This is a genomic window from Pseudomonas sp. NBRC 111119, from assembly GCF_001320125.1.
Lineage (GTDB): Bacteria > Pseudomonadota > Gammaproteobacteria > Pseudomonadales > Pseudomonadaceae > Aquipseudomonas > Aquipseudomonas parafulva.
In genome coordinates, this window is record NZ_BCAV01000017.1 from 1 (window position 1) to 23959 (window position 23959).

Below are 23959 nucleotides of genomic sequence, written 5' to 3' on the forward strand. Positions count from 1 at the left end.
GTTGCCCCCACAGGCCCCCTCACTACCCAGCTGTCGCCTCATTCAAGGCCTGCCACATCGACGGGCCACCCGCCGACTTGGCGATGGCCGCCAGGCGTTCGGCATGGGCCTCCAGTTCTTCGGCGCTAGCCATCACCACCCGCCCTGGTGCGCGACCGGTGATGCGGCGGATTTCACTGCCGCCACTACCCTGCCCGTCTCCATCAGCGTCAGTACCATGCCCCGCCAGCGACAGGCTGGTCTGGCCCCCGGTCATCGCCAGGTAAACGTCGGCCAGCAGTTCGGAGTCGAGCAACGCGCCGTGCAACTCACGGCCGGAGTTGTCGATGTCGTAGCGTTTGCACAGGGCATCCAGGCTGTTGCGCTGCCCCGGGTGGCGCGCCCGCGCCAGCAACAGGGTGTCGAGAATGGCGCAGTGCTGCGAGATGTCCGCCCGGTCCTGCTGGCCCAGCAAGGCATACTCGTTATTGATGAACCCGACGTCGAACGCCGCGTTATGGATGACCAGGGTGGCGCCGCGGATGAAGTCGAAGAACTCTTCGGCCACATCGCCAAACCGGGGCTTGCCGATCAGGAAGGCGTCAGTGATGCCGTGAACGTTGATCGCCCCCTCGTCGCTCTCGCGGTCCGGCTGCAGGTACACATGAAAATGCCGCCCCGTCAGCCGCCGGCCAATCACCTCGACACAGCCGATCTCGATGATGCGGTGCCCCTCGCTCACCGGCATGCCCGTGGTTTCGGTATCGAGAATGACGAACCGTTTGTCTTGCTGCTGCTCCACGTGGCGTGCTCCAAGTTACATCAGTTACAGGGGCGCGCAGTATACCAGCAAGCGCCAGGCACCACGTGCCAGCCTGTCGATCAGCGCCCGGCGCGGACCTCGTCGACGCCGCGGTTGGCCAACTGATCAGCGCGTTCGTTACCGGGGTGGCCGATGTGGCCACGCACCCACTTCCAGGTCACGCGGTGGCGGTTGACCTGTTCGTCAAGCTGCTGCCACAGGTCGGCGTTTTTGACCGGTTCCTTGGCGGCGGTTTTCCAGCCGCGCTTCTTCCAGTTCACCATCCACTCGTTGATGCCTTTCATCACGTATTGCGAGTCGGTGGTCAGCACCACGTCGCACTCACGCTTGAGGGCCATCAGCCCCTGGATGGCGGCCATGAGCTCCATGCGGTTGTTGGTGGTTTCACGCTCACCACCCCACAGTTCCTTCTCCACGCCCTTGAAAATCATCAGGACGCCCCAGCCGCCCGGGCCAGGGTTGCCCTTGCAGGCACCATCGGTATACATCTCGACGCTTTCGCTCATGCACCACTCATGTTCAGTTCTGTTCGGTATCGGTACTGGCCGCAGCGCGGTTCACCTTGGCCAGCGGCAACGGCAGCAGCTTGCCCATCGGCTCGCGCCGTTCGGGCCGCAATGGGCGCAGGCCCACCACCATCTTGCGCGCCACCAGCAGGTAGACACCGCCGCCTGCACTTTGCCAGCCACCAGCGATGCGCTCCCAACCTTGCAGGCGTTGCTGCCAGGCGGGTGAAGCGAGCGGCGGACGATAGCACCCGAAGCGGCGTTTCTCCAGCGCGAAGCCCAGCAGGTTCAGCCAGTCCCCTACCCTGGATGCAGGGATGCAGCGGGCCTTGCGCAAGGCCCCCTGGCTGAAGCAATGGCGGATGCCCCAACTGCTCCACGGGTTGATGCCGATGATCAACAGATGCCCGCCTGGGCGCACGGCGCTGGCAGCCTCGCGCAGCAGGCCGTGGGGTGAAAGGCTGAAATCCAGGCCATGCTGCAGCACCACCACGTCGGCGGCGTGTTCGCTCAATGGCCAGGCCTGCTCTTCGCAGACGATTTCAACCCCCGGCAAAGGGGCGCCCAGGCGCACATTGCGTTGCACCTTGGGCGCACTGGGTGGCGCCTCGGCGCACGGGCCGTAGTGCACAAGATAGCCACCAAAGAAGCGCCCCAGTTCCTCCTCGAGCAGCTTCTGTTCCTCCTGGAGCATCAACCGGCCCACCGGGCCGTTGAACCACTCACGGGCCAGGCTGGTCAGCGTGACCCACTCCGGGTCGGCCTGGGCAAAGGCTTGGTCGGTCATTGTGCTCTCCCTCGAAGGTTCTCGCGCCGCGCCATCGCGGCTAAGATGCCTTCATATGCCAAGCTAGGCGAATCGGATCCGCACCATGATACAGATCGATGCTCTCCCCGCTTTCTCCGATAACTACATCTGGTTGTTACAGGATAATGCCAAACGCCAGTGCGCGGTGGTCGACCCGGGCGATGCCGGCCCGGTGCAGCGCTGGCTGGCCGCGCACCCGGAGTGGGCGCTGACGGACATCCTGATCACCCACCACCACAATGACCATGTGGGCGGGGTTGAACAGCTCAAGCGGCAGACCGGCGCACGGGTCTACGGGCCGGCCAGCGAAGCGATTCCGTGCCGCGACGTGGCCCTGGGCGAGGGTGACCAGGTCACCGTGCTGGGCCAGACCTACCAGGTACTGGCCGTACCCGGCCATACCCTGGGGCATATCGCCTTCTTCAGCGACCAACCCACACCCGCGGTGCTGTTCAGTGGCGACACGCTGTTCGCGGCCGGATGCGGGCGCATGTTCGAGGGCACACCCGAGCAGATGCAGCCTGCCCTGGCCCGCCTGGCGGCGTTGCCGGAGCACACCCAGGTGTACTGCGCCCACGAATACACCCTGAGCAACCTGCGCTTCGCCAAGGCAGTAGAACCTGGCAACGCGGACATCCAGCAACGCTTTGATGACGTCAGCCGCCTGCGTGCAGAGGATCGCATCACACTGCCTTCCACCATCGGCCTGGAACGGCGCACAAATCCATTTTTGCGCACCTCTGAAACATTAGTTAAACAAAAAGCAGACGAATGGAAGGGACATTCCAACACCACGCATGTCGCTGTTTTTGCTGCCTTGAGGTCTTGGAAAGACCAGTTCTGATAACCCCAAGATATATCGCAAGTGGTGGGGAAAGGTTGACCCGGTAGGGTGCGGTTCCTAGAATCGCCGAAATTTTTCGCCCGGATACCCGTACCCGCCGATGTCTTCCCGTAGCCGCAGAACCTCTCATTCCGTCGCGCTGACGCGCCTGGCCCAGGTCAGTGCGCTGGCCCTGGCCGCCACCCTGGTGGGTTGCCAGAGCACCCGTCAGCTCGAAGAATCCGACAGCGTTCGCGCGCACAATTACCAGGCGCGAATCAAGCCAAAGCCCGCGCCGTTGCTGGCCAAACCCGTGGAACAGGCACCGCGCGACGTCTGGGAGCGCATGCGCCAGGGCTTCGTGCTGCAGGACTACATCGACGTCAACCCACGTATCGACCAGCAGCGCCTCTGGTTCGCCAGCAATCCCACTTTTATCGAGAGCGCGGGCGAGCGCGGCAGCCTGTACCTGCACTACATCGTCGAACGCCTGGAAGAACGCGGCATGCCGCTGGAGCTGGCGCTGCTGCCAGCCATCGAAAGCGCCTACAACCCGATGGCCTACTCCCGCGCCAGTGCTGCCGGCATGTGGCAGTTCATGCCGGCCACCGGCCGCCATTTCAACCTGCGCCAGACCAACTTCTATGACGGGCGCCGCGACGTCACCGCCTCGACCAACGCGGCGCTGGACTACCTCACCCGCCTGCACGACATGTTCAACGGGGACTGGCTGCTGGCCCTGGCGGCCTACAACGCAGGCGAAGGCACGGTAAGCCGTGCCATGGAGCGCAACGAAAAGCTTGGCCTGCCCACCGACTACTGGAACCTGCCACTGCCTCAGGAAACTCGCGACTACGTGCCCAAGCTGCTGGCCCTGTCGCAGGTGGTGTCTACCCCTGAAGCCTACGGCGTCAACCTTACGCCGATCGCCAACGAACCCTATTTCGAGGCGGTGGCCATCAATGACCGCCTCGACCTAACCCGCGTAGCGGCGTTCGCCAACATCGACGAAGACGAGCTGATTCAGCTCAACCCGGCATTCAAGAAGCGCATGACCGTCGACGGCCCCAAGCAATTGCTGGTGCCTACCGCCAAGGCGCAGTTGCTTACCGCCAGCCTTTCCAACCTCAAACCCGAGCAACTGGTGACCCTGCAGCCGCCGCAGGCAGCCTTCGCCCGGGCCGTGGCAGAGGCCAAGGCACCTGCCGCAGCCCGCAGCTACCGCGTCAAGCGCGGGGACAACCTGGGTGCGATTGCCCAGGCCAACCGTGTATCGGTGCAGGACATCAAGCGCTGGAATCGCCTGAGTGGCAACAACCTGCGCGCCGGCCAGGTGCTGGCCCTGCGCGGCGGCAATGCGCCGAGTGCAGCGGCCAACCGGGTCGCCAGCGCTGCCCAGCGCTCTACTCAGTACAAGGTGCGTAAAGGCGACTCCCTGTACCTGGTGGCCAAGCGTTTCAATGTGGAGATGACCCACCTCAAGCGCTGGAACCCACGCAGCGGCCATGCCCTCAAACCCGGCCAGACCCTGACCGTCTACCTCGGCCACTGAAAGTGTGCAGCTTCGGGCATGCAGCCTGAAGCTTTTTCCTACACTGGCAAGCTGTTACTGTACCCCGATCAAAGCCCAATGCCTCTGGATCGGATGCCGACTTGATACGTCCCCTCCTGCTTACGCTCAGCCTGGCCTTGAGCTTTCCCACAGTCGCGATGGTGAGCGAAAGCCACGGATACGCGCAGTTCGGCACGCTCAAATACCCAGCCACCTTCACCCACTTCGACTGGGTCAACCCGCAAGCACCCAAGGGTGGCACCTTGCGGGCCATGGCCTTCGGCACATTCGACACCCTCAACCCCTATACCTTCAAGGGGTCGAGCCCGGTCACCACGCCCAACTTCCAGCAGTACGGCGTGAGCGAGCTGAACGAAACGCTGATGGTGGGCACCGGCCAGTACGACCCCTCTGGCGACGAGCCTACGTCCAGCTATGGCCTGATCGCGCGTTCGGTCGAATACAGCGAAGACCGCAGTTGGGTGGTGTTTAACCTGCGCCCCGAAGCCCGCTGGCACGATGGCAAGCCGATTACCTCGGCAGACGTTGCCTTCAGCTACCGCACGCTGCTCAAGGAAGGCCACCCCCTTTACCGCACCAACCTGCAGGAAGTGCAGCGGGTGGACATCCTTGGGCCGTTGCGCATCCGTTTCGTGTTCAAGCGGGCGGGCAACCCGTTGTTGATCCTGCGCCTTGGCGAAATGCCGGTGCTGCCCAAGCACTATTGGCAGAACCGCGATTTCAAGGCCACCACCTTCGAGCCACCGCTGGGCAGTGGCCCCTACCGCATCACCGAGGTCCAGCCGGGCCGCCGGCTGGTGTTCGAGCGCGTGAAGAACTACTGGGGCAAGGACTTGGCGGTGAACCGCGGCAAGTACAACTTCGACCGCGTCGAATACGAGTTCTACCGCGATGCAACGGTGGCCTTCGAGGCGTTCAAGGCGGGTGAGTTCGACATCTACATCGAGCACCAGGCCAAGAATTGGGCGAACGGCTACAACTTCCCCGCCGTGCGCCGGGGCGAGGTGATAAAGGCGCAGATCCCCCACCGCATACCCACGCAAACCCAGGGCCTGTTCATGAACAGCCGCCGCGCCACCTTCAGCGACCCGCGGGTGCGCGAGGCGCTGGGGCTGATGCTGGACTTCGAGTGGACCAACCGCGCGCTGTTCAGCAGCGCCTACCGCCGCTCTACCAGCTACTACCCCAACAGCGAATTCACCGCCGAGGGCCTGCCAAGTGGCAAGGAGTGGCTGCTGCTGGCGCCGTTTCGCGATCAACTGCCAGCCAAGCTGTTCACCGAACCCTACCAGGTGAGCCATACGGATGGCCGTGGCACTGGCCGCCAAACCCTGCGCAAAGCCCTGGGCCTGCTGGGTGAAGCCGGCTGGAAGCTGAACGGGCAGCGCCTGGTCGACGCCAAGGGCCAGCAGCTGCGCATGGAGGTGCTGCTGGTGAACCCCAACCTTGAACGCATCCTGCAACCTTATGTCGAAAATCTGTCCAGCATCGGTATCGACGCACACTTGCGCACCGTGGACCGCGCCCAGTACAAACAGCGGCTGGACCAGTTTGATTTCGACATGATCCTGATGACACTCAACCAGACCCTCAGCCCCGGCCTTGAACAGTGGCTGTACTTCCACTCCAGCCAGGCGGCAACCAAGGGCAGCAAGAATTACGCAGGCGTCAAGGACCCTGTGGTGGACCACCTGCTCGACACGCTGCTGGCCGCACGCACCCGCGATGACCAGGTTGCCGCTGCCCGTGCACTGGACCGGGTGCTTTCGTGGCAGTACTACATGATCCCCAACTGGTACCTGGACAACCATCGCCTGGCCTACCGCAACCGCTTCGCCTTCATCACCACGCCGCCCTACACCCTTGGGCTGAACAGCTGGTGGATCAAGACTTCGGAGAAAGCCCAATGACGCCAACCCACCGACTGCGCCGGTTGGCAGGCAGCCTTCTGCTGGCCTGCCTGAGCCTTCCCGCCCTGGCGGCCCCCCAGCATGCACTGACCCTGTATGACGAGCCGCCCAAGTACCCCGCCGACTTCAAGCACTTCGACTACGTGAACCCGGACGCCCCCAAGGGCGGCACCTTCCGCCAGTCCAGCTTCGGTGGCTTCGACAGCCTCAACCCGTTCATCAACAAAGGCGTGTCGGCCGAGAACATCAGCATCATCTACGACACGTTGATGCGCCAGAGCCTGGACGAGCCGTTTACCGAATACGGGCTGGTGGCCGGCAAGATCGAAAAAGCGCCGGACAACAGCTGGGTGCGCTTCTACCTGCGCCCCGAAGCGCGCTTCCATGACGGTACGCCAATGCGTGCCGAAGACGTGGTGTTCAGCTTCAATGCGCTGGTAAAGGACGGCGCGCCGCTGTACCGGCAGTACTACGCCGACGTCGAAGACGTAATCGCCGAAGACCCGCTCAAGGTGCTGTTCAAGTTCAAGCACAAGGGCAACCGCGAACTGCCGCTGATCCTCGGCCAGCTACCGGTGCTGCCCAAGCACTGGTACGCCACCCGCGACTTCAAGCGTGGCAACCTGGAAGTGCCCCTGGGCAGCGGCCCGTACAAGGTCGCCGAGGTCAAGGCCGGGCGCTCGGTGCGCTATGAGCGGGTAAAGGACTACTGGGCCAAGGACCTGCCGATCAACCGCGGGCTCTACAACTTCGATGCAATGACCTACGACTCCTACCGCGACACCACGGTCGCCCTGGAGGCGCTGAAGGCAGGTGCATTCGACTACGCGCTGGAAGTAAGCGCCAAGAACTGGGCCACCGCCTACAACGTGCCTGCCGTACGCGATGGCCGGCTGATCAAGGAAGAACTGCCCAACGGCAACCCTACCGGCATGCAGGGCTTCATCTTCAATATCCGTCGCCCGGTGTTCCAGGACGTGCGTGTACGCCAGGCACTGAGCCTGTTGCTGGACTACGAATGGACCAACAAGCAGCTGTTCAATGGCGCCTATACGCGCACGGGCAGTTACTTCGAGAACTCGGACATGGCGGCTCGCGGGCTGCCCAGCCCCAGCGAGCTGAGCATCCTCGAGCCATTGCGCGGCAAAGTGCCAGACCCTGTGTTCAACCAGGCTTTCCACAACCCGGTGAGCGACGGCAGCGGCATGATTCGCGACCAGCAGCGCCAGGCCTACAAATTGCTGCAGGACGCCGGCTGGAAGATCGTCGACGACAAGATGGTCGACGCCCAGGGCAAGCCCGTGAGCATCGAGTTTTTGCTGACGCAAACCGAATTCGAACGGGTTCTGCTGCCCTTCAAGCGCAACCTGGCTGACCTGGGCATCGAGCTGAACATCCGCCGCGTCGACGTTTCCCAGTACATAACCCGCCTGCGTTCGCGGGACTTCGACATGATCGTGGGCAGTTACCCGCAGTCCAACTCGCCCGGCAACGAACAGCGCGAGTTCTGGTCCAGCAATGCCGCCGACAACCCCGGCAGCCGCAACTTCATCGGCCTGCGGGACCCTGCCATCGACCAACTGGTGGAAGCGCTGATCAACGCCGATTCGCGCCAGAGCCTGATCGACCATTGCCGCGCCCTGGACCGGGTGTTGCTGTGGGGCTACTACGTGATCCCCAACTGGCACATCAAAACCTGGCGCGTGGCCTACTGGAACCACATAGGCCACCCCAAGGTTTCGCCCAAATATGACATCGGCATCGACGCCTGGTGGATCAAGCCCGAGGTTACCCCGGCCGTAAGCGCCGCCCCCGCGAACGAGGCCAACTGAGATGCTGGCCTACATCCTGCGGCGCCTGCTGCTGATCATCCCGACCCTGTTCGGCATCCTGGTCATCAACTTCATCATTGTCCAGGCTGCCCCTGGCGGCCCGGTGGAACAGATGATCGCCAAGCTGGAGGGCTTTGAAGGCGCCACCAGCCGCATTGCCGGCGGCGGCGCCGAAGTGTCCGTGGCCGGCTCCAACTACCGGGGCGCCCAAGGCCTGGACCCGGCGCTGATCGCCGAAATCGAGCACATGTACGGTTTCGACAAATCACCGCCCGAGCGCCTGTGGATCATGATCAAGAACTACGCCCGGCTGGACTTCGGTGACAGCTTCTTCCGCGATGCCAAGGTGATCGACCTGATCATCGAGAAAATGCCGGTGTCGATCTCGCTGGGGTTGTGGAGCACCTTGATCATGTACCTGATCTCGATCCCCCTGGGCATCGCCAAGGCTGTGCGCCACGGCAGCCATTTCGATGTATGGACCAGCTCGGCGATCATCGTCGGCTACGCCATCCCGGCGTTCCTGTTCGCCATCCTGCTGATCGTGCTGTTTGCCGGTGGCAGCTACTTCGACTGGTTCCCACTGCGCGGCCTCACCTCGAACAACTTCGACGAGCTGAGCACCACCGGCAAGGTGCTCGACTACTTCTGGCACCTGGTGCTGCCCATCACCGCGCTGGTCATCGGCAACTTCGCCACCATGACCCTGCTCACCAAGAACAGCTTCCTGGACGAGATCAACAAGCAGTACGTGGTCACCGCCAAGGCCAAGGGCCTGAGCAGGCCGCGGGTGCTGTACGGGCATGTGTTCCGTAATGCCATGCTGCTGGTGATCGCCGGTTTCCCGTCGGCGTTCATTGGCATCTTCTTCACCGGTTCCCTGCTGATCGAAGTGATTTTCAGCCTCGACGGCCTGGGGCTGATGAGTTTCGAGGCGGCCATCAACCGCGACTACCCGGTGGTCTTCGGCACCCTGTTCATCTTCACCCTGCTGGGGCTGGTGGTGAAACTGATCGGCGACCTGACCTACACCCTGGTCGATCCGCGCATCGACTTTGCCAGCCGGGAGCACTGACATGGCCTTGTCCCCTCTCAACCGCCGGCGCTTCGAGCGCTTCAAGGCCAACCGCCGTGGCTGGTGGTCGCTGTGGTTGTTCCTGATTCTGTTCGGCCTGAGCCTGGGCGCCGAGCTGATCGCCAACGACAAACCCATCGCCGTGCGCTACGACGGTGAGTGGTACTTCCCGGCGTTCAAGCGCTACCCGGAGACCACCTTCGGCGGTGAATTCCCGCTGGAAGCCAACTACAAGAGCCCGTACATACGCGACCTGCTGGCAAAGAAAGACAGCTTCGTGCTGTGGGCACCGATCCCGTTCAGCTACCAGAGCATCAACTACGACCTGCGCGTGCCGGCCCCCGCGCCGCCTTCGGCGGACAACTGGCTAGGCACCGATGACCAGGGCCGCGATGTGCTGGCCAGGGTCATCTACGGCTTCCGCATTTCCGTGCTGTTCGCCCTCACCCTCACCGTGCTCAGTTCCATCGTGGGGGTGATCGCCGGGGCCTTGCAGGGCTTCTACGGTGGCTGGGTAGACCTAGCCGGGCAGCGCTTTCTGGAGATCTGGTCGGGCCTGCCCGTGCTGTACCTGCTGATCATCCTGGCCAGTTTCGTGCAACCCAATTTCTGGTGGCTGCTGGGCATCATGTTGTTGTTTTCGTGGATGAGCCTGGTGGACGTGGTGCGCGCCGAGTTCCTGCGCGGGCGCAACCTGGAATACGTGCGCGCCGCCCGGGCACTGGGCATGCGCAATGGCGCCATCATGTACCGGCACATTCTGCCTAACGCCATGATTTCGACCATGACCTTCATGCCCTTCATCCTCACCGGTGCCATCGGCACGCTGACCGCCCTGGACTTCCTCGGCTTCGGCCTGCCGCCAGGGGCGCCGTCGCTGGGCGAGCTGGTGGCCCAGGGCAAGTCCAACCTCCAGGCGCCCTGGCTGGGCATCAGCGCGTTCGCCGTGCTGGCCCTGATGCTGAGCCTGCTGGTGTTCATCGGCGAATCCGCCCGCGATGCCTTCGACCCGAGGAAGTGACATGAGTGAACAGAACCTGATCGAAGTGCGCGACCTGGCCGTGGAGTTCGTGACCGGCGAGCACGTCAACCGCGTAGTGGATGGCATCAGCTTCGATATCCGCAAGGGCGAAACCCTGGCGCTGGTCGGCGAGAGCGGGTCGGGCAAGTCCGTCACCGCGCACTCCATTCTGCGCTTGCTGCCCTACCCCCTGGCACGTCACCCGGCGGGTAGCATCCGCTACGAAGGCAAGGACCTCCTTCAGCAAAACGAAAAGAGCCTGCAGCGCATCCGTGGCGACCGCATTGCGATGATTTTCCAGGAGCCAATGACCTCGCTGAACCCTTTGCACAGCATCGAAAAGCAGATCAACGAGATCCTGCTGCTGCACAAGGGGCTGACCGGCAAGCAGGCCACTGCACGCACGCTGGAACTGCTGGACATGGTGGGCATACCGGAGCCGCACAAGCGCCTCAAGGCCCTGCCCCATGAGCTGTCCGGCGGCCAGCGCCAGCGGGTGATGATCGCCATGGCACTGGCCAACGAGCCCGAACTGCTGATTGCCGACGAACCCACCACGGCGCTGGACGTGACCGTGCAGTTGAAGATTCTCGACCTGCTCAAGGCGCTGCAGGCACGCCTGGGCATGGCGCTGCTGCTGATCAGCCATGACCTCAACTTGGTGCGGCGCATCGCCCACCGGGTGTGCGTAATGCAGCGCGGCAAGATCGTCGAGCAGGCCGAGTGCGCGACGCTGTTCAGCGCACCGCAACACCCCTATACGCAGATGCTGATCAACGCCGAGCCCAGCGGGCTGCCGGCCCACAACCCGCAAGGCGCACCGCTGCTCGAGGTGGATGACCTGAAGGTCTGGTTCCCGATCAAGAAAGGCCTGCTGCGCCGCACCGTCGACCATGTCAAGGCCGTGGATGGGGTGAATTTCAGCCTGCCCCAGGGCCAGACACTGGGCATCGTCGGTGAGTCCGGGTCGGGCAAGTCCACATTGGGGCTGGCCATTTTGCGCCTGATAGCCAGCCGCGGCGCCATCCGGTTCAACGGGCAGGACCTGCAAGGGCTGAATCAGCAAGCGGTGCGCCCGCTGCGCCGGGAGATGCAGGTGGTGTTCCAGGACCCGTTCGGCAGCCTGAGCCCGCGCATGAGCGTGGCGGACATCGTCGGTGAGGGGCTACGCATTCACCGTATCGGCACCGCCGCAGAACAAGAGGCGGCGATCATCGCTGCGCTTGAAGAGGTCGGGCTCGACCCGCAAACCCGTCATCGCTACCCGCATGAGTTCTCTGGTGGCCAGCGTCAGCGCATCGCCATCGCCCGGGCACTGGTGCTCAAACCTGCCCTGATCCTGCTGGACGAACCCACCTCCGCGCTGGACCGCACCGTCCAGCGCCAGGTGGTCGAGTTGCTGCGCAACCTGCAGCACAAGTACAACCTTACCTACCTGTTCATCAGCCACGACCTGGCCGTGGTCAAGGCGCTGAGCCACCAGTTGATGGTGATCAAGCATGGGCATGTGGTGGAGCAAGGCGATGCCCAGGCGATCTTCCAGGCCCCGCAGCATGCTTACACTCAGCAACTGCTGGAGGCGGCATTTCTGCAGGCTGACGTGTCATGACAGGCAGCAGCTGGCGCCTTCGCCACAGGCGCCAGCTGCGCAATCGCCCACAGCACTTCCAGCACCAGAATGCCCCACAGCAACGCGGAGGCCCCGTTGGCCAGCGCATACAACTGCCAGGCAGAAAACAGCACCCGGCCTGCGGCGTCGTAGCGGCCGAACAACACCTGCGGGTGACGGATCCGCAGCCACGCCCACACACACACGATCGAGCCCATCAGGTTGGCCATCATCACGTGCATGGGTTCGAACACGGGTATTTCCCCTGCAAGGCCGAGGGTGCCGTGTAGCGTGCTGAGCCAGCCATGCAGCCAGGCAAAGGTCCAGGGGGTGGCGAAGCCCACTGTGATCAGCAAGTCGTAGAGGCCGCTGGCCCGCACCAGCTGGCGATACTGGGTGTTACTCCACATGTTCGATGCCTTCTGCAATTCAATGAAGGCAGCAGGCTAAAGCCTGGAGTATGCTCCAGGGTCAAGCCCATGTTCAGGAAAAACACAGTGCGTATTGGTCAACTGGCCCAGGCCTGCGGCGTCAGCCGTGACACCCTGCGCTTTTACGAGGAACGTGGGCTGATCCGCTCGCACCGGTTGGCCAATGGCTACCGCGACTACGATCAGGAAACCGCGCAACTGGTCGCGTTCATTCGCACTGCGCAGCAGTTGGGGTTCAGCCTGAACGAGATCGGCAGCAACGTGCAAGCGCTCTGGGCCGCCCCAGACCCGGACCGAGCAGTGGAGGCGCTGCTACGGGACAAACTGGCCTTGGTGGAACAGCGCCTGGCAGACCTGCAAGCCCTGCGTGCTGCCTTGCAGCAACGCCTGACCCTGGCCTGCCCGCTGCGCCCGGAGTTACCCGCCGCTAGCGCAGGTCCTCGCTGACCCGCTCCACCGCCGCCACCACCCGTTTGGCGCCTTCCTGTATACCCGTGATGACGTGGCCGGCATGCCCGGCCAGTTGCAGCCCATTGGCGGCTTCGGTGCGGCTGCTTTGCACTTCGCCAACGGCCTGGCTGACCAGGGCCTGGTTGCGCGCTACCACGGCATCGATCTCGGCCGTGGCAGTGCTGGTGCGGCCGGCCAGCTTGCGCACTTCATCGGCCACCACCGCAAAGCCACGCCCCTGCTCACCCGCCCGGGCAGCCTCGATGGCGGCATTCAAGGCCAGCAGGTTGGTCTGCGAGGCAATGGCACCGATGGTCTGCACGATCGCGCTGATGACCGTGGACTGTTCACCCAGCGCACTGATGGTATCGCCAGCCGATTGCAACTGACGGGCCACACCCTGCATCGACTGCCCCACCTCGTGCATTACCAACACACCCTCGCTGGCGCCGCCGTCGGTACGCCGCGACACTTCCAGGGCCACCTGCGCGGCCTGGCGCACCGCCTCCTCGCGCTGCACCTGGTCGGTGACCACCGAGGCGAATTTCACCACCCTCACCAATTTGCCACTGGCGTCGCTGACAGGGTTGTAGCTGGCTTCCAGCCACACTTCATGGCCCTGTTTATCGAGGCGTTTGAAGCGGCCGGTCACATAACGGCCGGCATTGAGGGTGCGCCAGAAGGTGGTGTAGCCGTCCCCGGACACTTCCTCGGCGCTGCAGAACATGCGGTGGTGCTGGCCGACCACTTCTTCCAGCCGATACCCCAGGGCGTTGAGGAAGTTGGCGTTGGCCGAGAGCACCTTGCCGGTCAGGTCGAACTGGATCACTGCACTGGAGCGTAACAGGGCATCTACCAGCGCCTGGCTCTCCTGGGCAGGTTCGGCCAGCCACTGGGCCAACGGTTGCCCCACCATTTCGCCAGCCTCCACCCCCAGCGCCGCAGCAAAGGCCGGGCTGCAGGTGGCGACGCGGCGCTGGTCGTCCAGACGCAGGAAAACGCCGCTTTCCAATTGTTGAAGGCGCTGACGGAGTTCAGCGAGTTCGGCATCACGCGCGGCTAGCGTTGCTTTTAGTTGGCGATTGAACATGAATGTCACCTGCGGGTGGAGTGCGCCATTGTCATTAGCCGGCGACCTGATTGATCTGCCGGGTGTTGCAGAACCATTGCACGAAATCGGCGACCGGCATGGGCCGGGCGATATGGAACCCCTGGGCCTCGGCGCATCCCCAGGCCGACACCTGGGCGAGCTGTTGCGCCGTTTCAACCCCTTCTGCCAGTACCCGGTATTTCAGGTGGCTGGCAAGGTCGATCACCGACCGCACCAGCAATGCCTCTCTGCAGCCTGGCAGCGCGTGGTGCACCAGCGACCTGTCGAGCTTGACGATGCTGGCCGGTATCCGCGCCAGGTAAACCCAGTTGCAGTAGCCGGTGCCAAAGTCGTCAATGGCAATGTCGATGCCGGCTTGCTGGGCGCGTTGCAACTGCAACTGCAACGCCTCGGGCTGCTCGATCAGCACGCTTTCGGTGAATTCCAGTTGAACCCGCCTGGGGGAGATGGCTGCGCCCTGCAATGTGCCCAACAGCGCATCCATGAAGGTCGGGCTCTCCAGGTCACGGGCCGTGACGTTCAGGCTGATGCTGAAATCCATGCCCCGGGTACTGTCCAGAATGCCCACCACAGCGCGCATCACCCAAAGGCTGAGGCTGGCCATGAGCGCGGTTTTCTCTGCCAAGGGGATGAATTCTGCCGGGGATACATTACCCAACTGGGGGTGGTGCCAGCGTAGCAGCGCCTCTGCCGACCGGCATTGGCCAGAAGGCAGTTCAATGCGCGGTTGCAGGTGCAGGCTGAGCTCACCTTCATTGAGCAAGGCGTGCCCCAGGGATGCCAGCAGCAGCAACGCACGGCGCTGGGCGGCATCGACCTCCGGCATATACCAGGCATAGCGCCTCACATTGCGCCGCGCCGAGTCCGCTGCAGCCACCGCCCTGCGTAACCATTCCAGGCTGTTGCGTTCGTCGGCCGGGGGTGTGATTGGCGCAATGCCGATGCCGGCATCCAGCAACACCGGCACCTGGTGGCACTGGGCAGGCGCCTGCAGTGCAGCCACGATGCGCTGGCACAAGGGCTGAACGTTGCCAACGTCTTCCAGCAAGACCGCAAAGCGCGTAGGGCTTATCTTGTACAGGCATAGCCCACCGTTCAACTGCGCAGCAATGCGTGCCATGGCCTGCAGGGTCAGGTCGTGGGCGAAGTTGTAGCCCAACCCGCGGATGATGTCGTTGAGCGCCTCGGGGGGCATGATGTCTACCGCCAACAGGGTCAACGGCTGCCAACGGCCCAGCGCCGCGCTCACGTCGTATTCGAGCTTGAGGCGGTTGAACAGCCCAGTGTCCTGGTCCGTGAATACATTCCGGCGCAAGCCAGAGATGATCTGCATGGCGGTTTCGGCGAAGGCCACCAGCATGGCTTTTTGCGCGTCGTCCAGCGGTGGACGCGTGGTGGTGTCGATGATGCAGAAACTGCCAATCGCAATCCGCTGCCCGACCATCAGCGGCGCACCGCAGTAGTAGCGTACGCCGGGTTCGCCGGTGACCAGCGGGTTGCGCGCGAAGCGAATATCGGCAGTGGCGTCCAGCACTTCCATGGGCTGAGCCTGCAAAATGGTGTGGGCACAGAACGAAATGTCCCGGGGCATTGTCTGTGCATCCAGCCCGGCCCGTGCCGCAAACCACTGCTGGCACTCACCGACGATCGAAACCACGCAGGTGGGCACCCCGAAGTAGCGGCGCCCCAGGTCGACCAGCGCCTTCAACTCGGTACTGGGCTCATGGTGCAACACGCACCACTCGGCAACCTCTGCCAGGCGGTCCTGTTCGTTGATCGGAACGGGTGCAACCATCATCTCGTTTCACCAGTCCTACAGGGCAGTGGATCATCAGAAGGGGAATAATGGCGCTACGCTACACCAAATACTTGTACAAACCTAACTACTTGTACAAGTTTTTTGAAGGATGTTGCCGAGTGGTTGATCTCCGTCAAGCTATCGGGGCTGCTGCTTTTCAGAAAAACTGAAAATGATCGTCTTTCGTTGTCTGGCAAAACCCGCATAAATACGGGCTGCCTCCACCTCGATGACGGTAGCCCCATGCACAACTTTCCAGCTGACGCCTCTACACCCTTGATCGACCAACTGGCTGCGCGGGCCAGCCTGGCAAGCCCGGTGCTCGGTGCCAGCCAGGCCGCCACCCTGTTGCAAGCGCATTACGGCCTCTCGGGTGAACTGCAGGCGCTTGGCAGCCAGCAGGACTTCAACCTGCGCGTGGAAACGTCGCAAGGGCGCTACGTGCTGAAGGCCTGCCACGGCAGCTATGCTGAAACCGAACTGCAGGCGCAACATGCCGCGCTGGATCATCTGAAGGCCCAAGGCCTGCCCGTGCCTGCGGTGATCGCGGCACACAGCGGCGACACCCTGCTGGCAGTGAACATCGGCGAGCAGCCGCTGCGCGTACGCTTGCTGGAGTATATCGACGGCCAGCCGTTGACCCGTGTCGCCCACCTGTCACCCGATGTGGTGGGCCGCCTGGGCGCACTCTGTGCACAGGTCGACAGGGCGCTTGCCGGTTTCGACCACCCGGGGCTGGCCCGCACGCTCCAATGGGACCCCCGCCATGCCCGCACCCTGATCAACCACTTGCTGCCGTTGATTGAAGACGCCGGCCAGCGCGCCCGCCTGCACGAAGCCGCCCGTGTGGCAGGCGAGCGCCTGGCGCCGCTGGTCGATCGGCTGCCTACGCAGGCTGTGCACCTGGATATCACCGATGACAATACCGTGTGGGCCCTCGACCCACAGCGTCAATGGCGGCTGCAGGGCGTGATCGATTTCGGCGACCTTATCAGCACCTGGCGCATCGCCGACCTGTCGGTCACCTGTTCTGCCCTGCTGCACCATGCCGACGGCGACCCGTTCATGATCCTGCCCGCGGTGAGCGCTTACCAGGCAGTCAACCCGCTGACCGAGGCGGAGCTGTGCGCCCTTTGGCCGCTGGTGCTCAAGCGCGCCGCCGTGCTGGTGCTGAGCAGCGCCCAACAGCTGGCGGTCGACCCCGGCAACCAGTACACCCGTGACAATGTCGCGCATGAATGGGCCATCTTCGACACGGCCATGGCCGTGCCACTGGCCCTTATGGAAGCGGCCATTCTCCAGGCGGCGGGGCTGGAACCTGAAGGCCCTGCGCTGGACGGCTGCCTGGCCTTGCTGCCTGGTTTGGCCGGGCAACCTGTCACCCAGCTCGACCTGGGGGTGCTCAGCGTCCATTGCGAAGCCGGCAACTGGGAGCAACCCGGTTTCGACCAGCGCCTGCTGGCCGCCCAGGCGGCGCCTGCATGCACGCTGCACGGGCAGTATCGCCTGTCTCAAACCCACATTGACCGCGCGCAGGCGCCTGCCACCTGCGCCTTGGGCGTGGAGCTGCACGTGACGCCAGGCAGCCCGGTGCAGGCGCCCCAGGCCGGTACCTGGGAGGCCCACGGTGACGGCGCCGGCTGCTTGCGCACTGCCCGCTGGAGCCTGTGGCTGTACGGGCTGAGCGCAGGGCCGCTGGACGGGCAACGCGTGCATCAGGGCGAGCCCCTTGGCCAAACCGGTGACAGGCTGAGCGTACAGCTGTGCCTGGACAGCAACCTGCGGCCGCCATTCTTCGCCACGCCCGCCCAAGCCCCGGCCTGGCTGGCATTATGCCCCTCGCCGGCAGCATTGCTGGGCGTTGACTGCGACGCCGATCCCTTGCCAGACCCACAGGCGCTGCTGGCGCGGCGCGATGCCAGCTTTGCCCGCTCGCAGAAACACTATTACGCCCAACCGCCACACATCGAGCGGGGCTGGCGTAATTACCTGATCGACATGCAAGGCCGCTCATACCTGGACATGCTCAACAACGTGGCCGTGCTGGGCCATGGCCACCCACGCATGGTGGCCGAGTCGGCGCGGCAATGGTCGTTGCTCAACACCAATTCACGCTTCCACTATGCGGCCATCACCGAGTTCTCGGAGCGGCTGCTTGACCTGGCGCCCGACGGCTTCGACCGGGTGTTCATGGTCAATAGCGGCACCGAGGCTAACGACCTGGCAATCCGCCTGGCCTGGGCCTACAGCGGTGGGCGCGACATGCTCAGTGTGCTGGAGGCCTATCATGGCTGGTCGGTGGCCACCGATGCCATTTCCACCTCCATCGCCGATAACCCCAAAGCCCTGGAAACCCGCCCCGCCTGGGTGCACCCGGTGGAAGCACCGAACACCTTCCGCGGGCGCTTTCGCGGTGCCGACAGCGCCGCCGACTACCTGCGCGACGTGGACGCCAAGCTGGCCAGCCTTGACGCCAGCGGCCGGCAGTTGGCGGGCATCATCTGCGAGCCAGTTTACGGAAATGCCGGTGGCATCGCCTTGCCGGCCGGCTACCTGAAAGCCGCCTACGCCAGCGTGCGGGCCCGTGGCGGGGTGTGCATCGCCGATGAAGTGCAGGTGGGATACGGCCGCCTGGGTGAGTATTTCTGGGGTTTCGAAGAGCAGGGCGTGGTGCCGGATATCATCACCATGGCCAAAGGCATGGGCAACGGCCAGCCCCTCGGCGTGGTGATCACCCGCCGCGAAATTGCCGAAGCCCTCGAGGCCGAGGGTTACTTCTTCTCTTCGGCCGGCGGCAGCCCGGTGAGTTGCCGCATCGGCATGGCGGTGCTGGATGTGATGGAAGATGAAGGCCTGTGGGACAACGCCCGCGACACAGGCCGCTACTTCAAGGCCAGGCTACAGGCGCTGGTAGACCGACACCCACTGGTGGGCGCTGCCCATGGCTCAGGCTTCTACCTTGGGCTTGAGCTGGTGCGTGACCGCGACACCCTGGAACCGGCCACGGAGGAAACCATGGTGTTGTGCAATCGCTTGCGTGACCTGGGTATTTTCATGCAGCCCACGGGGGATTACCTGAATATCCTCAAGATCAAGCCACCGATGTGCACGACGCAGGCCAGCGTGGATTACTTTGTCGACAGCATTGACCGGGTGTTGGCTGAAGGGGTGTGATGGTTGGGTGTTCGCCTTGAAGCAGTTGGCGCTTGCAAGCTTGAGCGCCGAAGTGCTTTTTCATGCTGCATCCCCTACCCTCCAAGCCCTGCGTCTGTGCTTTCAAGGTAACCACCATGGCCTTCACCAGCGACTCCCTGGCAATCTTCCTGGCGGTGCTGGAAGCGGGCTCCTTTTCAGCTGCGGCACGCAAGCTGGGGCGGGTGCCATCGGCTGTCAGCATGGCGATCGCTCAGCTGGAGGCCGAGCTGGACCTTGCGCTGTTCGACCGCACCACGCGCAAGGCCCTGCCCACCAGCGCCGCGTTGGCGCTGGAGCCGCAGGCCAGGCAGGTAATCTGCCAGCTGAACCTGCTGGATGCCCAGGCGCTGCAGCTGCACAAGGGCCTGGAAAAACGCCTCACCATCGCCATGGCCCCCGAGTTGCAAACCGGCGCCTGGAGCCAGCCGCTGCAGGCCCTGGCGCAGGAGTTTCCCAGCCTGGAAGTGGAGATCCGCTCCGCCACCCAGACCGAGGCCATCCGCCTGCTGCATGACGGCAGTGTGCAACTGGCCCTGGTGTTCGAAAGGCCTGGCATCGACGAGCGCGAATCCTTCCTGGAAGCAGGCAGCCAGTTGCTGGTGGCCGTGGCTTCACCGCGCCATCCCGCAGGGCAGAACGGCGGCATGCCCCTGCCTGAAGAGGCCTTTGCCGAGCAGCGGCAGATCATCGTGGCATCCGGCAAGGCCACAGGCTCCGACCCGCGCATGGTGTTGTCACGGCGTATCTGGCTGACCGACAGTTACCTGGCCACGCTGGACCTGGTGCAGTCGGGGCTGGGCTGGGCTTACCTGCCGCAGCCATTGGTCGAACCGCTGATCGCCTCTGGCGCGCTGGCCGAAGTGCGCTTCGACAACATGGCCAGCCGGTTGCGCCTGTGGGTGGACATCATCTGGGTCAAGCCGCGCCCGCTGGGGCTCGGCGCCCGGCGCTACCTGGAGATCATGCGCAAACTGTTCGAACAGGAGCCGCCCAGGGCATGAAGCCACTTGCCGGCCGGCTCAACCCGCCAGCGCCACCAGCCGATAGCCCACCCCGGGTTCGGTGATGATGTAGCGCGGGGCAGTCGGGTCGTCGCCAAGCTTTTGCCGCAGATGCCCGACCACGATGCGCAGGTAGTGGGTATCGTCCACATGGGTGGGCCCCCAGATATCCTTCAACAGCTGCTGCTGGGTGATGACCCGGCCTGGGTGGCGGGCCAGCTGCGCCAGCAGCGCATATTCCTTGCGCGTAAGAGCCACCTCGGCGCCGTCGAGGGTGACACGGCGAAACGCGAGGTCCACGGTCAGCGGCCCGAGGCGCAGTGCAACCTCGGCGCCCTCTGCTTGCGGCACCTGGCGCAACAGCGCCCGCACCCGCGCCAGAAACTCCTGGATGCCGAAGGGCTTGGTCACGTAATCGTTGGCGCCACCGTCCAGGGCATCCACCTTCTGCAGTTCGCTGGCGCGCACCGACAACACCATCACCGGTACCGCACTCCATTCACGCAGCTCGCGCAGCACGTGCTGGCCGTCCATGTCTGGCAACCCCAAGTCGAGCACCACCAGGTCAGGCTTGCCCAAGGCGGCCTCGGCCAGGCCCTGGGCGCCGGTGGCCGCCTCGAGCACCTTGTAGCCCTGGGATGCCAGGCTGATGCGCAGGAACTTGCGAATCTGCGGTTCGTCATCAATGACCAGCAAGGTGGCGGTGTGGCTCATGGCATTTCACTTTCGCTTTCAGGTTGGACGGGGAGCGGCAAGCATAGGGTGATGCAGGTGCCCTTACCATCAATGCCGTCGTCGACCAGAATCTGCCCCCCATGGGCACCAATCATGCCCTGGCAGATCGCCAGGCCCAGCCCGGTGCCCTGCCCGCCCCGGTCGCCACGGGCGGCGGTGTAGAACATGTCGAAGATCTTCGCCCGGTCAGCCAGGGGAATACCGGGCCCTTCGTCGCTGACGGCCATGCGCAATTGCGGGTGGTGCACGGTTACCTGCAACTGCAAACGGCCTGCAGGCGGCGAAAAGCGCGCGGCGTTTTCCAGCACGTTGACCAGTGCCTGCTCGATCAGCGCGGCGTGCACGAACAGCAGCGGCAATTGCGCAGGCACGTCAGTGTGCACCTGCAAGGGTGCCAGCACTGCACGCAGGCGCTGCAAGGCACTGCCGACAATGTCGGCCGGGGCTACCCAGTCACGGGCCAGCTTGAGGCTGCCGTGGCCCAGGCGGGTCATGTCCAGCAGGTTCTGGATGTAGCGGTCCAGGCGCTCCGCCTCGTTGCGGGTGCCCTCCAACAGCTCGCGGCGGTCGCTCACCGGGATCGCTTCGCCCAGTGCCAACAGGCTGTCGATACTGCCGCGCATGGCCGTCAGCGGCGTACGCAGGTCGTGGGACACCGATGCCAGCAAGGCACTGCGCAGTTGCTCCGTCTCACCTTGCAGGCGCGCCGCCTCCAGCTGTTCGGCCAGGTCCGCGCGGGCCAGGGCCTGGGCCAAGGGTTGCCCCAACGCCCGCAACAGGCGCCGGTGCGGGTCGCCCAGGGGCTGACCGGAGCGCAGGCAAACCCCCAGCAGCGCCAGGGGGGTTTCATCGACCACCAATGGCCACCACCACCAGCGGCCATCCGGCAGCGTATCACTGCCGCGGCCTGCCGCCTGGCGATGCTGCCAGGCCCACTGCGCCGCCGCCTGTTCAGTGGCGCTGAAGCGGGGCACCTCGCCACTGGCCACCTGCAACTGGCCCTCGGCATCGCGCTGTAGCAGGCACACCTGCAAGCCTTGCTGGCCATCGAGGTACTGGCTGGCCGCAGTGAGCACCGCCTGGCGGTCGGTCGCCACCGTCAGCCGGCGTGACAGGTCGAGCAACTGGCTGGTTTGCGCCTGGGTTTCACGCAGGGCCTGCAACTGGCGGCGCTGACGGGCCGCCAGGTTGCCGGTGAGTGCAGCCATCAGCAGGAAGAACACCAAGGTCAGCACGTCTTCTTCGCGCTGGATGCTCAACGAGAAATTCGGCGGGATGAACAGAAAGTCGTAGGCCAGAAACGACAACAGCGCGCACGCCAACGCCGGGCCCAGGCTGCTGCGCACTGCCACCAGCAGCACTGCCGCCAGAAACACCAGCGATATGTTGGGCAACGCCAGCACGCTGGCAACCGCCCAGGCCAGGCCGGCTGCCGTCACGGTAGCCAACAGCGCCAGCACGTAATGACGCCACACCCAGACCTGCCGCACCACTGGCCTTGGTGCCGGGCGCTGCGCGTCACGGGCCAGTACGTTGACCTCCAGGCCGTGGCTGGCACGCAGCAGCCGCGTGGCCACGCCCGCCCCGAACAGCCGCCGGCGCAGGCGCTGTCGGGTCTGCCCCACCAGCACCAGGCTGGCGCGCCGCTCGGCCGCGTGCTGAATCAACGTGTGCGCCACCTCCCCTGCCCGCAGCACCACCACCTCGCCGCCCAAGCGCTCGGCCAGCTGCTGCGCCGCTTGCAGGCGCTGGCGGCCTGCTTCGTCACGTACCCCGCCGTTGTCCACATGCACCAGGCTCCATGGCAGGTGCCGGCGCTGCGCCACACGGCTGGCATGACGCACCAGCCGTTCAGCCTGATCGTCACCGTCAACGCCCACCAGCAAGCGCCCACGCAAGGCAGGTGCCGCCTCACCGCGCTGGCGGTAACCTTGGGCAACATCCACGTCCACCTGGGCCGCAGCGGCCTGCATGGCCAGTTCACGCAGGGCGTTGAGGTTGCTCGGCGAGAAGAATGCATCCACCGCCGCCCGCGCCTGTTCTGGCACGTAGACCTTGCCCGCCCGCAGGCGCTCCAGCAGTTCGCGGGGCGGCAGGTCGATCAGCAGCAGTTCGAAGGCATCCTGCAGCACCCAGTCCGGTACGGTTTCGCGGACCCGCACGCCGGTGATGTCCTGCACCTTGTCATTGAGGCTCTCGAGGTGCTGGACGTTGAGGGTGGTGTACACATCGATACCGGCGGCCAGCAGTTCCTGCACGTCCTGCCAGCGTTTGGCATGGCGGCCGCCGGGGGCGTTGGTGTGGGCCAGTTCGTCGACCAGTACCAGGCCCGCAGCGCCCTGAAGCACACCATCGAGGTCCATTTCCTCCAGGGTGACGCCGCGGTACTGGCTGCGCAGCAGGGGTTGCTGTTTCAAGCCTGCCAGCAGCGCCTCGGTTTCGGCGCGCCCGTGGGTTTCCACCACTGCCGCCAGCACCGCCTGGCCCTGGCGCTGGCGGGCGTGGGCGTCCTTGAGCATGGCGAAGGTCTTGCCGACACCGGGGGCAGCGCCGAGAAACACCTTCAAGCGGCCCCGGCCGGTACGCGGGAGCGTGGCCAGCAGGGCGTCGGCGCGGGCGGAATCGCTCATGTTTCGGTCCTTGGGTTCTGCTTGGGTGAGGTGCGTCGTTCGGGCCTGCTGGGCACGCCGTCGCGAGCTGCGCGCGTGCCTGCCATTGTCTCGACGGCTAGTCGCTCAGGCGTGCCAATGCTTGGTTGAGCGCCAGCACATTGACCACCGGCGGGCCAATCAACGGGTGCAGGGTGGCCTGTTCCAGCAGGCCTTGCAAGCGCGCCGGGGGCAGGTTTCGCGCTGCTGCCACGCGCGGGATCTGGTAGGCCACAGCCTCTGGCGGCAGGTGCGGGTCCAGGCCGCTGCCAGAGGTTGTGAGCAGCGCCAGCGGTACCGGCCCGAGTTGCGCCTGGTACAGCTGTGCAGCGTCGCCCTTCACCCGCTCGGCCAGGGCCGGGTTGCCCGGCGACAGGTTACTGGCCGCACTGGCGACGGTGGCATAGGCGCCTGCCGAAGGCCGCGAATGGAACCACGCATCGCCCGTGAACGCCTGGGCAATCAACGCCGAGCCGCGCACCTGGCCCTGCTCGTCACGCACCAGGCTGCCGTTGGCCTGGGTGGGGAACACAAGCTGGGCAATACCGGTCACGGCCAGGGGGTACAACGCACCCGTCAACAGGGTCATCAACAGCACCAGGCTCAAGGCCGGGCGTAGGTAAGCATTCAT

19 protein-coding genes and 1 pseudogene are annotated in these 23959 nt (G+C 64.5%); 10 read left to right on the forward strand and 10 right to left on the reverse strand.

The features are described from left to right. Positions 1 to 22 precede the first annotated feature (22 nt). From dnaQ to APH25_RS07030, 3 genes are all read right to left on the reverse strand, one after another. Positions 23 to 781, reverse strand: a complete 759-nt coding sequence (gene dnaQ / locus APH25_RS07020) for a DNA polymerase III subunit epsilon (RefSeq protein WP_060481472.1) — start codon at positions 779 to 781, stop codon at positions 23 to 25. Positions 782 to 861: 80 nt separating this feature from the next. Next, on the reverse strand, positions 862 to 1308 hold the full coding sequence (gene rnhA / locus APH25_RS07025) for a ribonuclease HI (RefSeq protein ID WP_028632263.1): 447 nt from the start codon (positions 1306 to 1308) through the stop codon (positions 862 to 864). A 13-nt stretch (positions 1309 to 1321) separates the two neighbouring features. Beyond that, positions 1322 to 2095 carry a methyltransferase domain-containing protein gene (locus APH25_RS07030; RefSeq protein WP_060481473.1) on the reverse strand — a complete coding sequence of 258 codons (774 nt, stop codon included), beginning with the start codon at positions 2093 to 2095 and terminating at the stop codon, positions 1322 to 1324. Between the two features lie 85 nt (positions 2096 to 2180). Here APH25_RS07030 and gloB point away from each other — a divergent pair, with 85 nt between their 5' ends. The 7 genes from gloB (at position 2181) to APH25_RS07065 (ending at position 11959) form a co-directional block, all read left to right on the forward strand. After that, positions 2181 to 2960 carry a hydroxyacylglutathione hydrolase gene (gloB, locus tag APH25_RS07035; RefSeq protein ID WP_060481474.1) on the forward strand — a complete coding sequence of 260 codons (780 nt, stop codon included), beginning with the start codon at positions 2181 to 2183 and terminating at the stop codon, positions 2958 to 2960. 100 nt (positions 2961 to 3060) lie between these two features. After that, positions 3061 to 4491, forward strand: a complete 1431-nt coding sequence (locus APH25_RS07040) for a lytic transglycosylase domain-containing protein (RefSeq protein WP_028632260.1) — start codon at positions 3061 to 3063, stop codon at positions 4489 to 4491. Between the two features lie 101 nt (positions 4492 to 4592). Next, entirely contained in the window at positions 4593 to 6422 is a 1830-nt protein-coding gene (locus tag APH25_RS07045; protein ID WP_201162955.1) for an extracellular solute-binding protein, read from the forward strand. Beyond that, the gene (locus APH25_RS07050) at positions 6419 to 8254 is read left to right on the forward strand and encodes an extracellular solute-binding protein (protein ID WP_060481476.1); all 1836 of its coding nucleotides are present in this window, start codon (positions 6419 to 6421) and stop codon (positions 8252 to 8254) included. The genes APH25_RS07045 and APH25_RS07050 overlap by 4 nt, the downstream gene beginning before the upstream one ends. 1 nt (position 8255) lies before the next feature. Beyond that, a complete protein-coding gene (locus APH25_RS07055) occupies positions 8256 to 9329 on the forward strand; it encodes a microcin C ABC transporter permease YejB (protein ID WP_028632257.1) in 1074 nt (357 codons plus the stop codon). 1 nt (position 9330) lies between these two features. Then, on the forward strand, positions 9331 to 10350 hold the full coding sequence (locus APH25_RS07060) for an ABC transporter permease (protein WP_028632256.1): 1020 nt from the start codon (positions 9331 to 9333) through the stop codon (positions 10348 to 10350). Position 10351: 1 nt separating this feature from the next. Continuing rightward, positions 10352 to 11959, forward strand: a complete 1608-nt coding sequence (locus APH25_RS07065) for an ABC transporter ATP-binding protein (RefSeq protein ID WP_060481477.1) — start codon at positions 10352 to 10354, stop codon at positions 11957 to 11959. Here APH25_RS07065 and APH25_RS07070 read toward each other — a convergent pair. Further along, the gene (locus APH25_RS07070; protein WP_042141255.1) at positions 11914 to 12369 is read right to left on the reverse strand and encodes a hypothetical protein; all 456 of its coding nucleotides are present in this window, start codon (positions 12367 to 12369) and stop codon (positions 11914 to 11916) included. The genes APH25_RS07065 and APH25_RS07070 overlap by 46 nt on opposite strands. A gap of 87 nt (positions 12370 to 12456) precedes the next feature. On the opposite strand from APH25_RS07070, the gene APH25_RS07075 reads away from it, so the two are divergent. Next, the gene (locus APH25_RS07075; protein WP_028632254.1) at positions 12457 to 12837 is read left to right on the forward strand and encodes a MerR family transcriptional regulator; all 381 of its coding nucleotides are present in this window, start codon (positions 12457 to 12459) and stop codon (positions 12835 to 12837) included. Here the strand turns inward: APH25_RS07075 and APH25_RS26220 are convergent. The 3 genes and pseudogenes from APH25_RS26220 to APH25_RS07085 form a co-directional block, all read right to left on the reverse strand. Further along, positions 12818 to 13267: a methyl-accepting chemotaxis protein gene (locus APH25_RS26220; RefSeq protein ID WP_236408551.1), complete on the reverse strand. Its 450-nt coding sequence runs from the start codon at positions 13265 to 13267 to the stop codon at positions 12818 to 12820. The genes APH25_RS07075 and APH25_RS26220 overlap by 20 nt on opposite strands. Positions 13268 to 13354: 87 nt before the next feature. Then, positions 13355 to 13930 (reverse strand): annotated as a pseudogene (locus APH25_RS26225) (PAS domain-containing protein); the annotation flags it as partial. A 34-nt stretch (positions 13931 to 13964) separates the two neighbouring features. After that, positions 13965 to 15749 (reverse strand): EAL domain-containing protein, encoded by a 1785-nt coding sequence (locus tag APH25_RS07085; protein ID WP_060481478.1) that lies wholly within the window; start codon positions 15747 to 15749, stop codon positions 13965 to 13967. Between the two features lie 243 nt (positions 15750 to 15992). Here APH25_RS07085 and APH25_RS07090 point away from each other — a divergent pair, with 243 nt between their 5' ends. Both APH25_RS07090 and APH25_RS07095 read left to right on the forward strand, forming a co-directional pair. Beyond that, complete coding sequence (locus tag APH25_RS07090; RefSeq protein ID WP_060481479.1) at positions 15993 to 18923, forward strand: aminotransferase; 2931 nt, start codon at positions 15993 to 15995, stop codon at positions 18921 to 18923. 116 nt (positions 18924 to 19039) lie between these two features. Continuing rightward, positions 19040 to 19945, forward strand: a complete 906-nt coding sequence (locus APH25_RS07095) for a LysR family transcriptional regulator (protein WP_028632250.1) — start codon at positions 19040 to 19042, stop codon at positions 19943 to 19945. 18 nt (positions 19946 to 19963) lie between these two features. On the opposite strand, the gene APH25_RS07100 is transcribed toward APH25_RS07095, so the two are convergent. From APH25_RS07100 to kdpC, 3 genes are all read right to left on the reverse strand, one after another. Continuing rightward, positions 19964 to 20659 (reverse strand): response regulator, encoded by a 696-nt coding sequence (locus tag APH25_RS07100; RefSeq protein ID WP_060481480.1) that lies wholly within the window; start codon positions 20657 to 20659, stop codon positions 19964 to 19966. Continuing rightward, positions 20656 to 23310, reverse strand: a complete 2655-nt coding sequence (locus tag APH25_RS07105) for a sensor histidine kinase KdpD (RefSeq protein ID WP_060481481.1) — start codon at positions 23308 to 23310, stop codon at positions 20656 to 20658. The genes APH25_RS07100 and APH25_RS07105 overlap by 4 nt, the downstream gene beginning before the upstream one ends. 97 nt (positions 23311 to 23407) lie before the next feature. Next, positions 23408 to 23959: a potassium-transporting ATPase subunit KdpC gene (gene kdpC / locus APH25_RS07110; protein WP_028632247.1), complete on the reverse strand. Its 552-nt coding sequence runs from the start codon at positions 23957 to 23959 to the stop codon at positions 23408 to 23410.

Excerpts from the sequence above, each read along its gene's own strand:
- APH25_RS07060 (WP_028632256.1), top strand. The coding sequence starts at position 9,331 with ATGGCCTTGTCCCCTCTCAACCGCCGGCGCTTCGAGCGCTTCAAGGCC.
- APH25_RS07100 (WP_060481480.1), bottom strand. The coding sequence starts at position 20,659 with ATGAGCCACACCGCCACCTTGCTGGTCATTGATGACGAACCGCAGATT.
- APH25_RS07085 (WP_060481478.1), bottom strand. The coding sequence starts at position 15,749 with ATGATGGTTGCACCCGTTCCGATCAACGAACAGGACCGCCTGGCAGAG.
- APH25_RS07030 (WP_060481473.1), bottom strand. The coding sequence starts at position 2,095 with ATGACCGACCAAGCCTTTGCCCAGGCCGACCCGGAGTGGGTCACGCTG.
- kdpC (WP_028632247.1), bottom strand. The coding sequence starts at position 23,959 with ATGAATGCTTACCTACGCCCGGCCTTGAGCCTGGTGCTGTTGATGACC.
- rnhA (WP_028632263.1), bottom strand. The coding sequence starts at position 1,308 with ATGAGCGAAAGCGTCGAGATGTATACCGATGGTGCCTGCAAGGGCAAC.
- APH25_RS07040 (WP_028632260.1), top strand. The coding sequence starts at position 3,061 with ATGTCTTCCCGTAGCCGCAGAACCTCTCATTCCGTCGCGCTGACGCGC.
- APH25_RS07105 (WP_060481481.1), bottom strand. The coding sequence starts at position 23,310 with ATGAGCGATTCCGCCCGCGCCGACGCCCTGCTGGCCACGCTCCCGCGT.
- APH25_RS07095 (WP_028632250.1), top strand. The coding sequence starts at position 19,040 with ATGGCCTTCACCAGCGACTCCCTGGCAATCTTCCTGGCGGTGCTGGAA.
- APH25_RS07050 (WP_060481476.1), top strand. The coding sequence starts at position 6,419 with ATGACGCCAACCCACCGACTGCGCCGGTTGGCAGGCAGCCTTCTGCTG.
- APH25_RS26220 (WP_236408551.1), bottom strand. The coding sequence starts at position 13,267 with ATGCACGAGGTGGGGCAGTCGATGCAGGGTGTGGCCCGTCAGTTGCAA.
- gloB (WP_060481474.1), top strand. The coding sequence starts at position 2,181 with ATGATACAGATCGATGCTCTCCCCGCTTTCTCCGATAACTACATCTGG.
- APH25_RS07070 (WP_042141255.1), bottom strand. The coding sequence starts at position 12,369 with ATGTGGAGTAACACCCAGTATCGCCAGCTGGTGCGGGCCAGCGGCCTC.
- APH25_RS07055 (WP_028632257.1), top strand. The coding sequence starts at position 8,256 with ATGCTGGCCTACATCCTGCGGCGCCTGCTGCTGATCATCCCGACCCTG.
- APH25_RS07065 (WP_060481477.1), top strand. The coding sequence starts at position 10,352 with ATGAGTGAACAGAACCTGATCGAAGTGCGCGACCTGGCCGTGGAGTTC.
- APH25_RS07090 (WP_060481479.1), top strand. The coding sequence starts at position 15,993 with ATGCACAACTTTCCAGCTGACGCCTCTACACCCTTGATCGACCAACTG.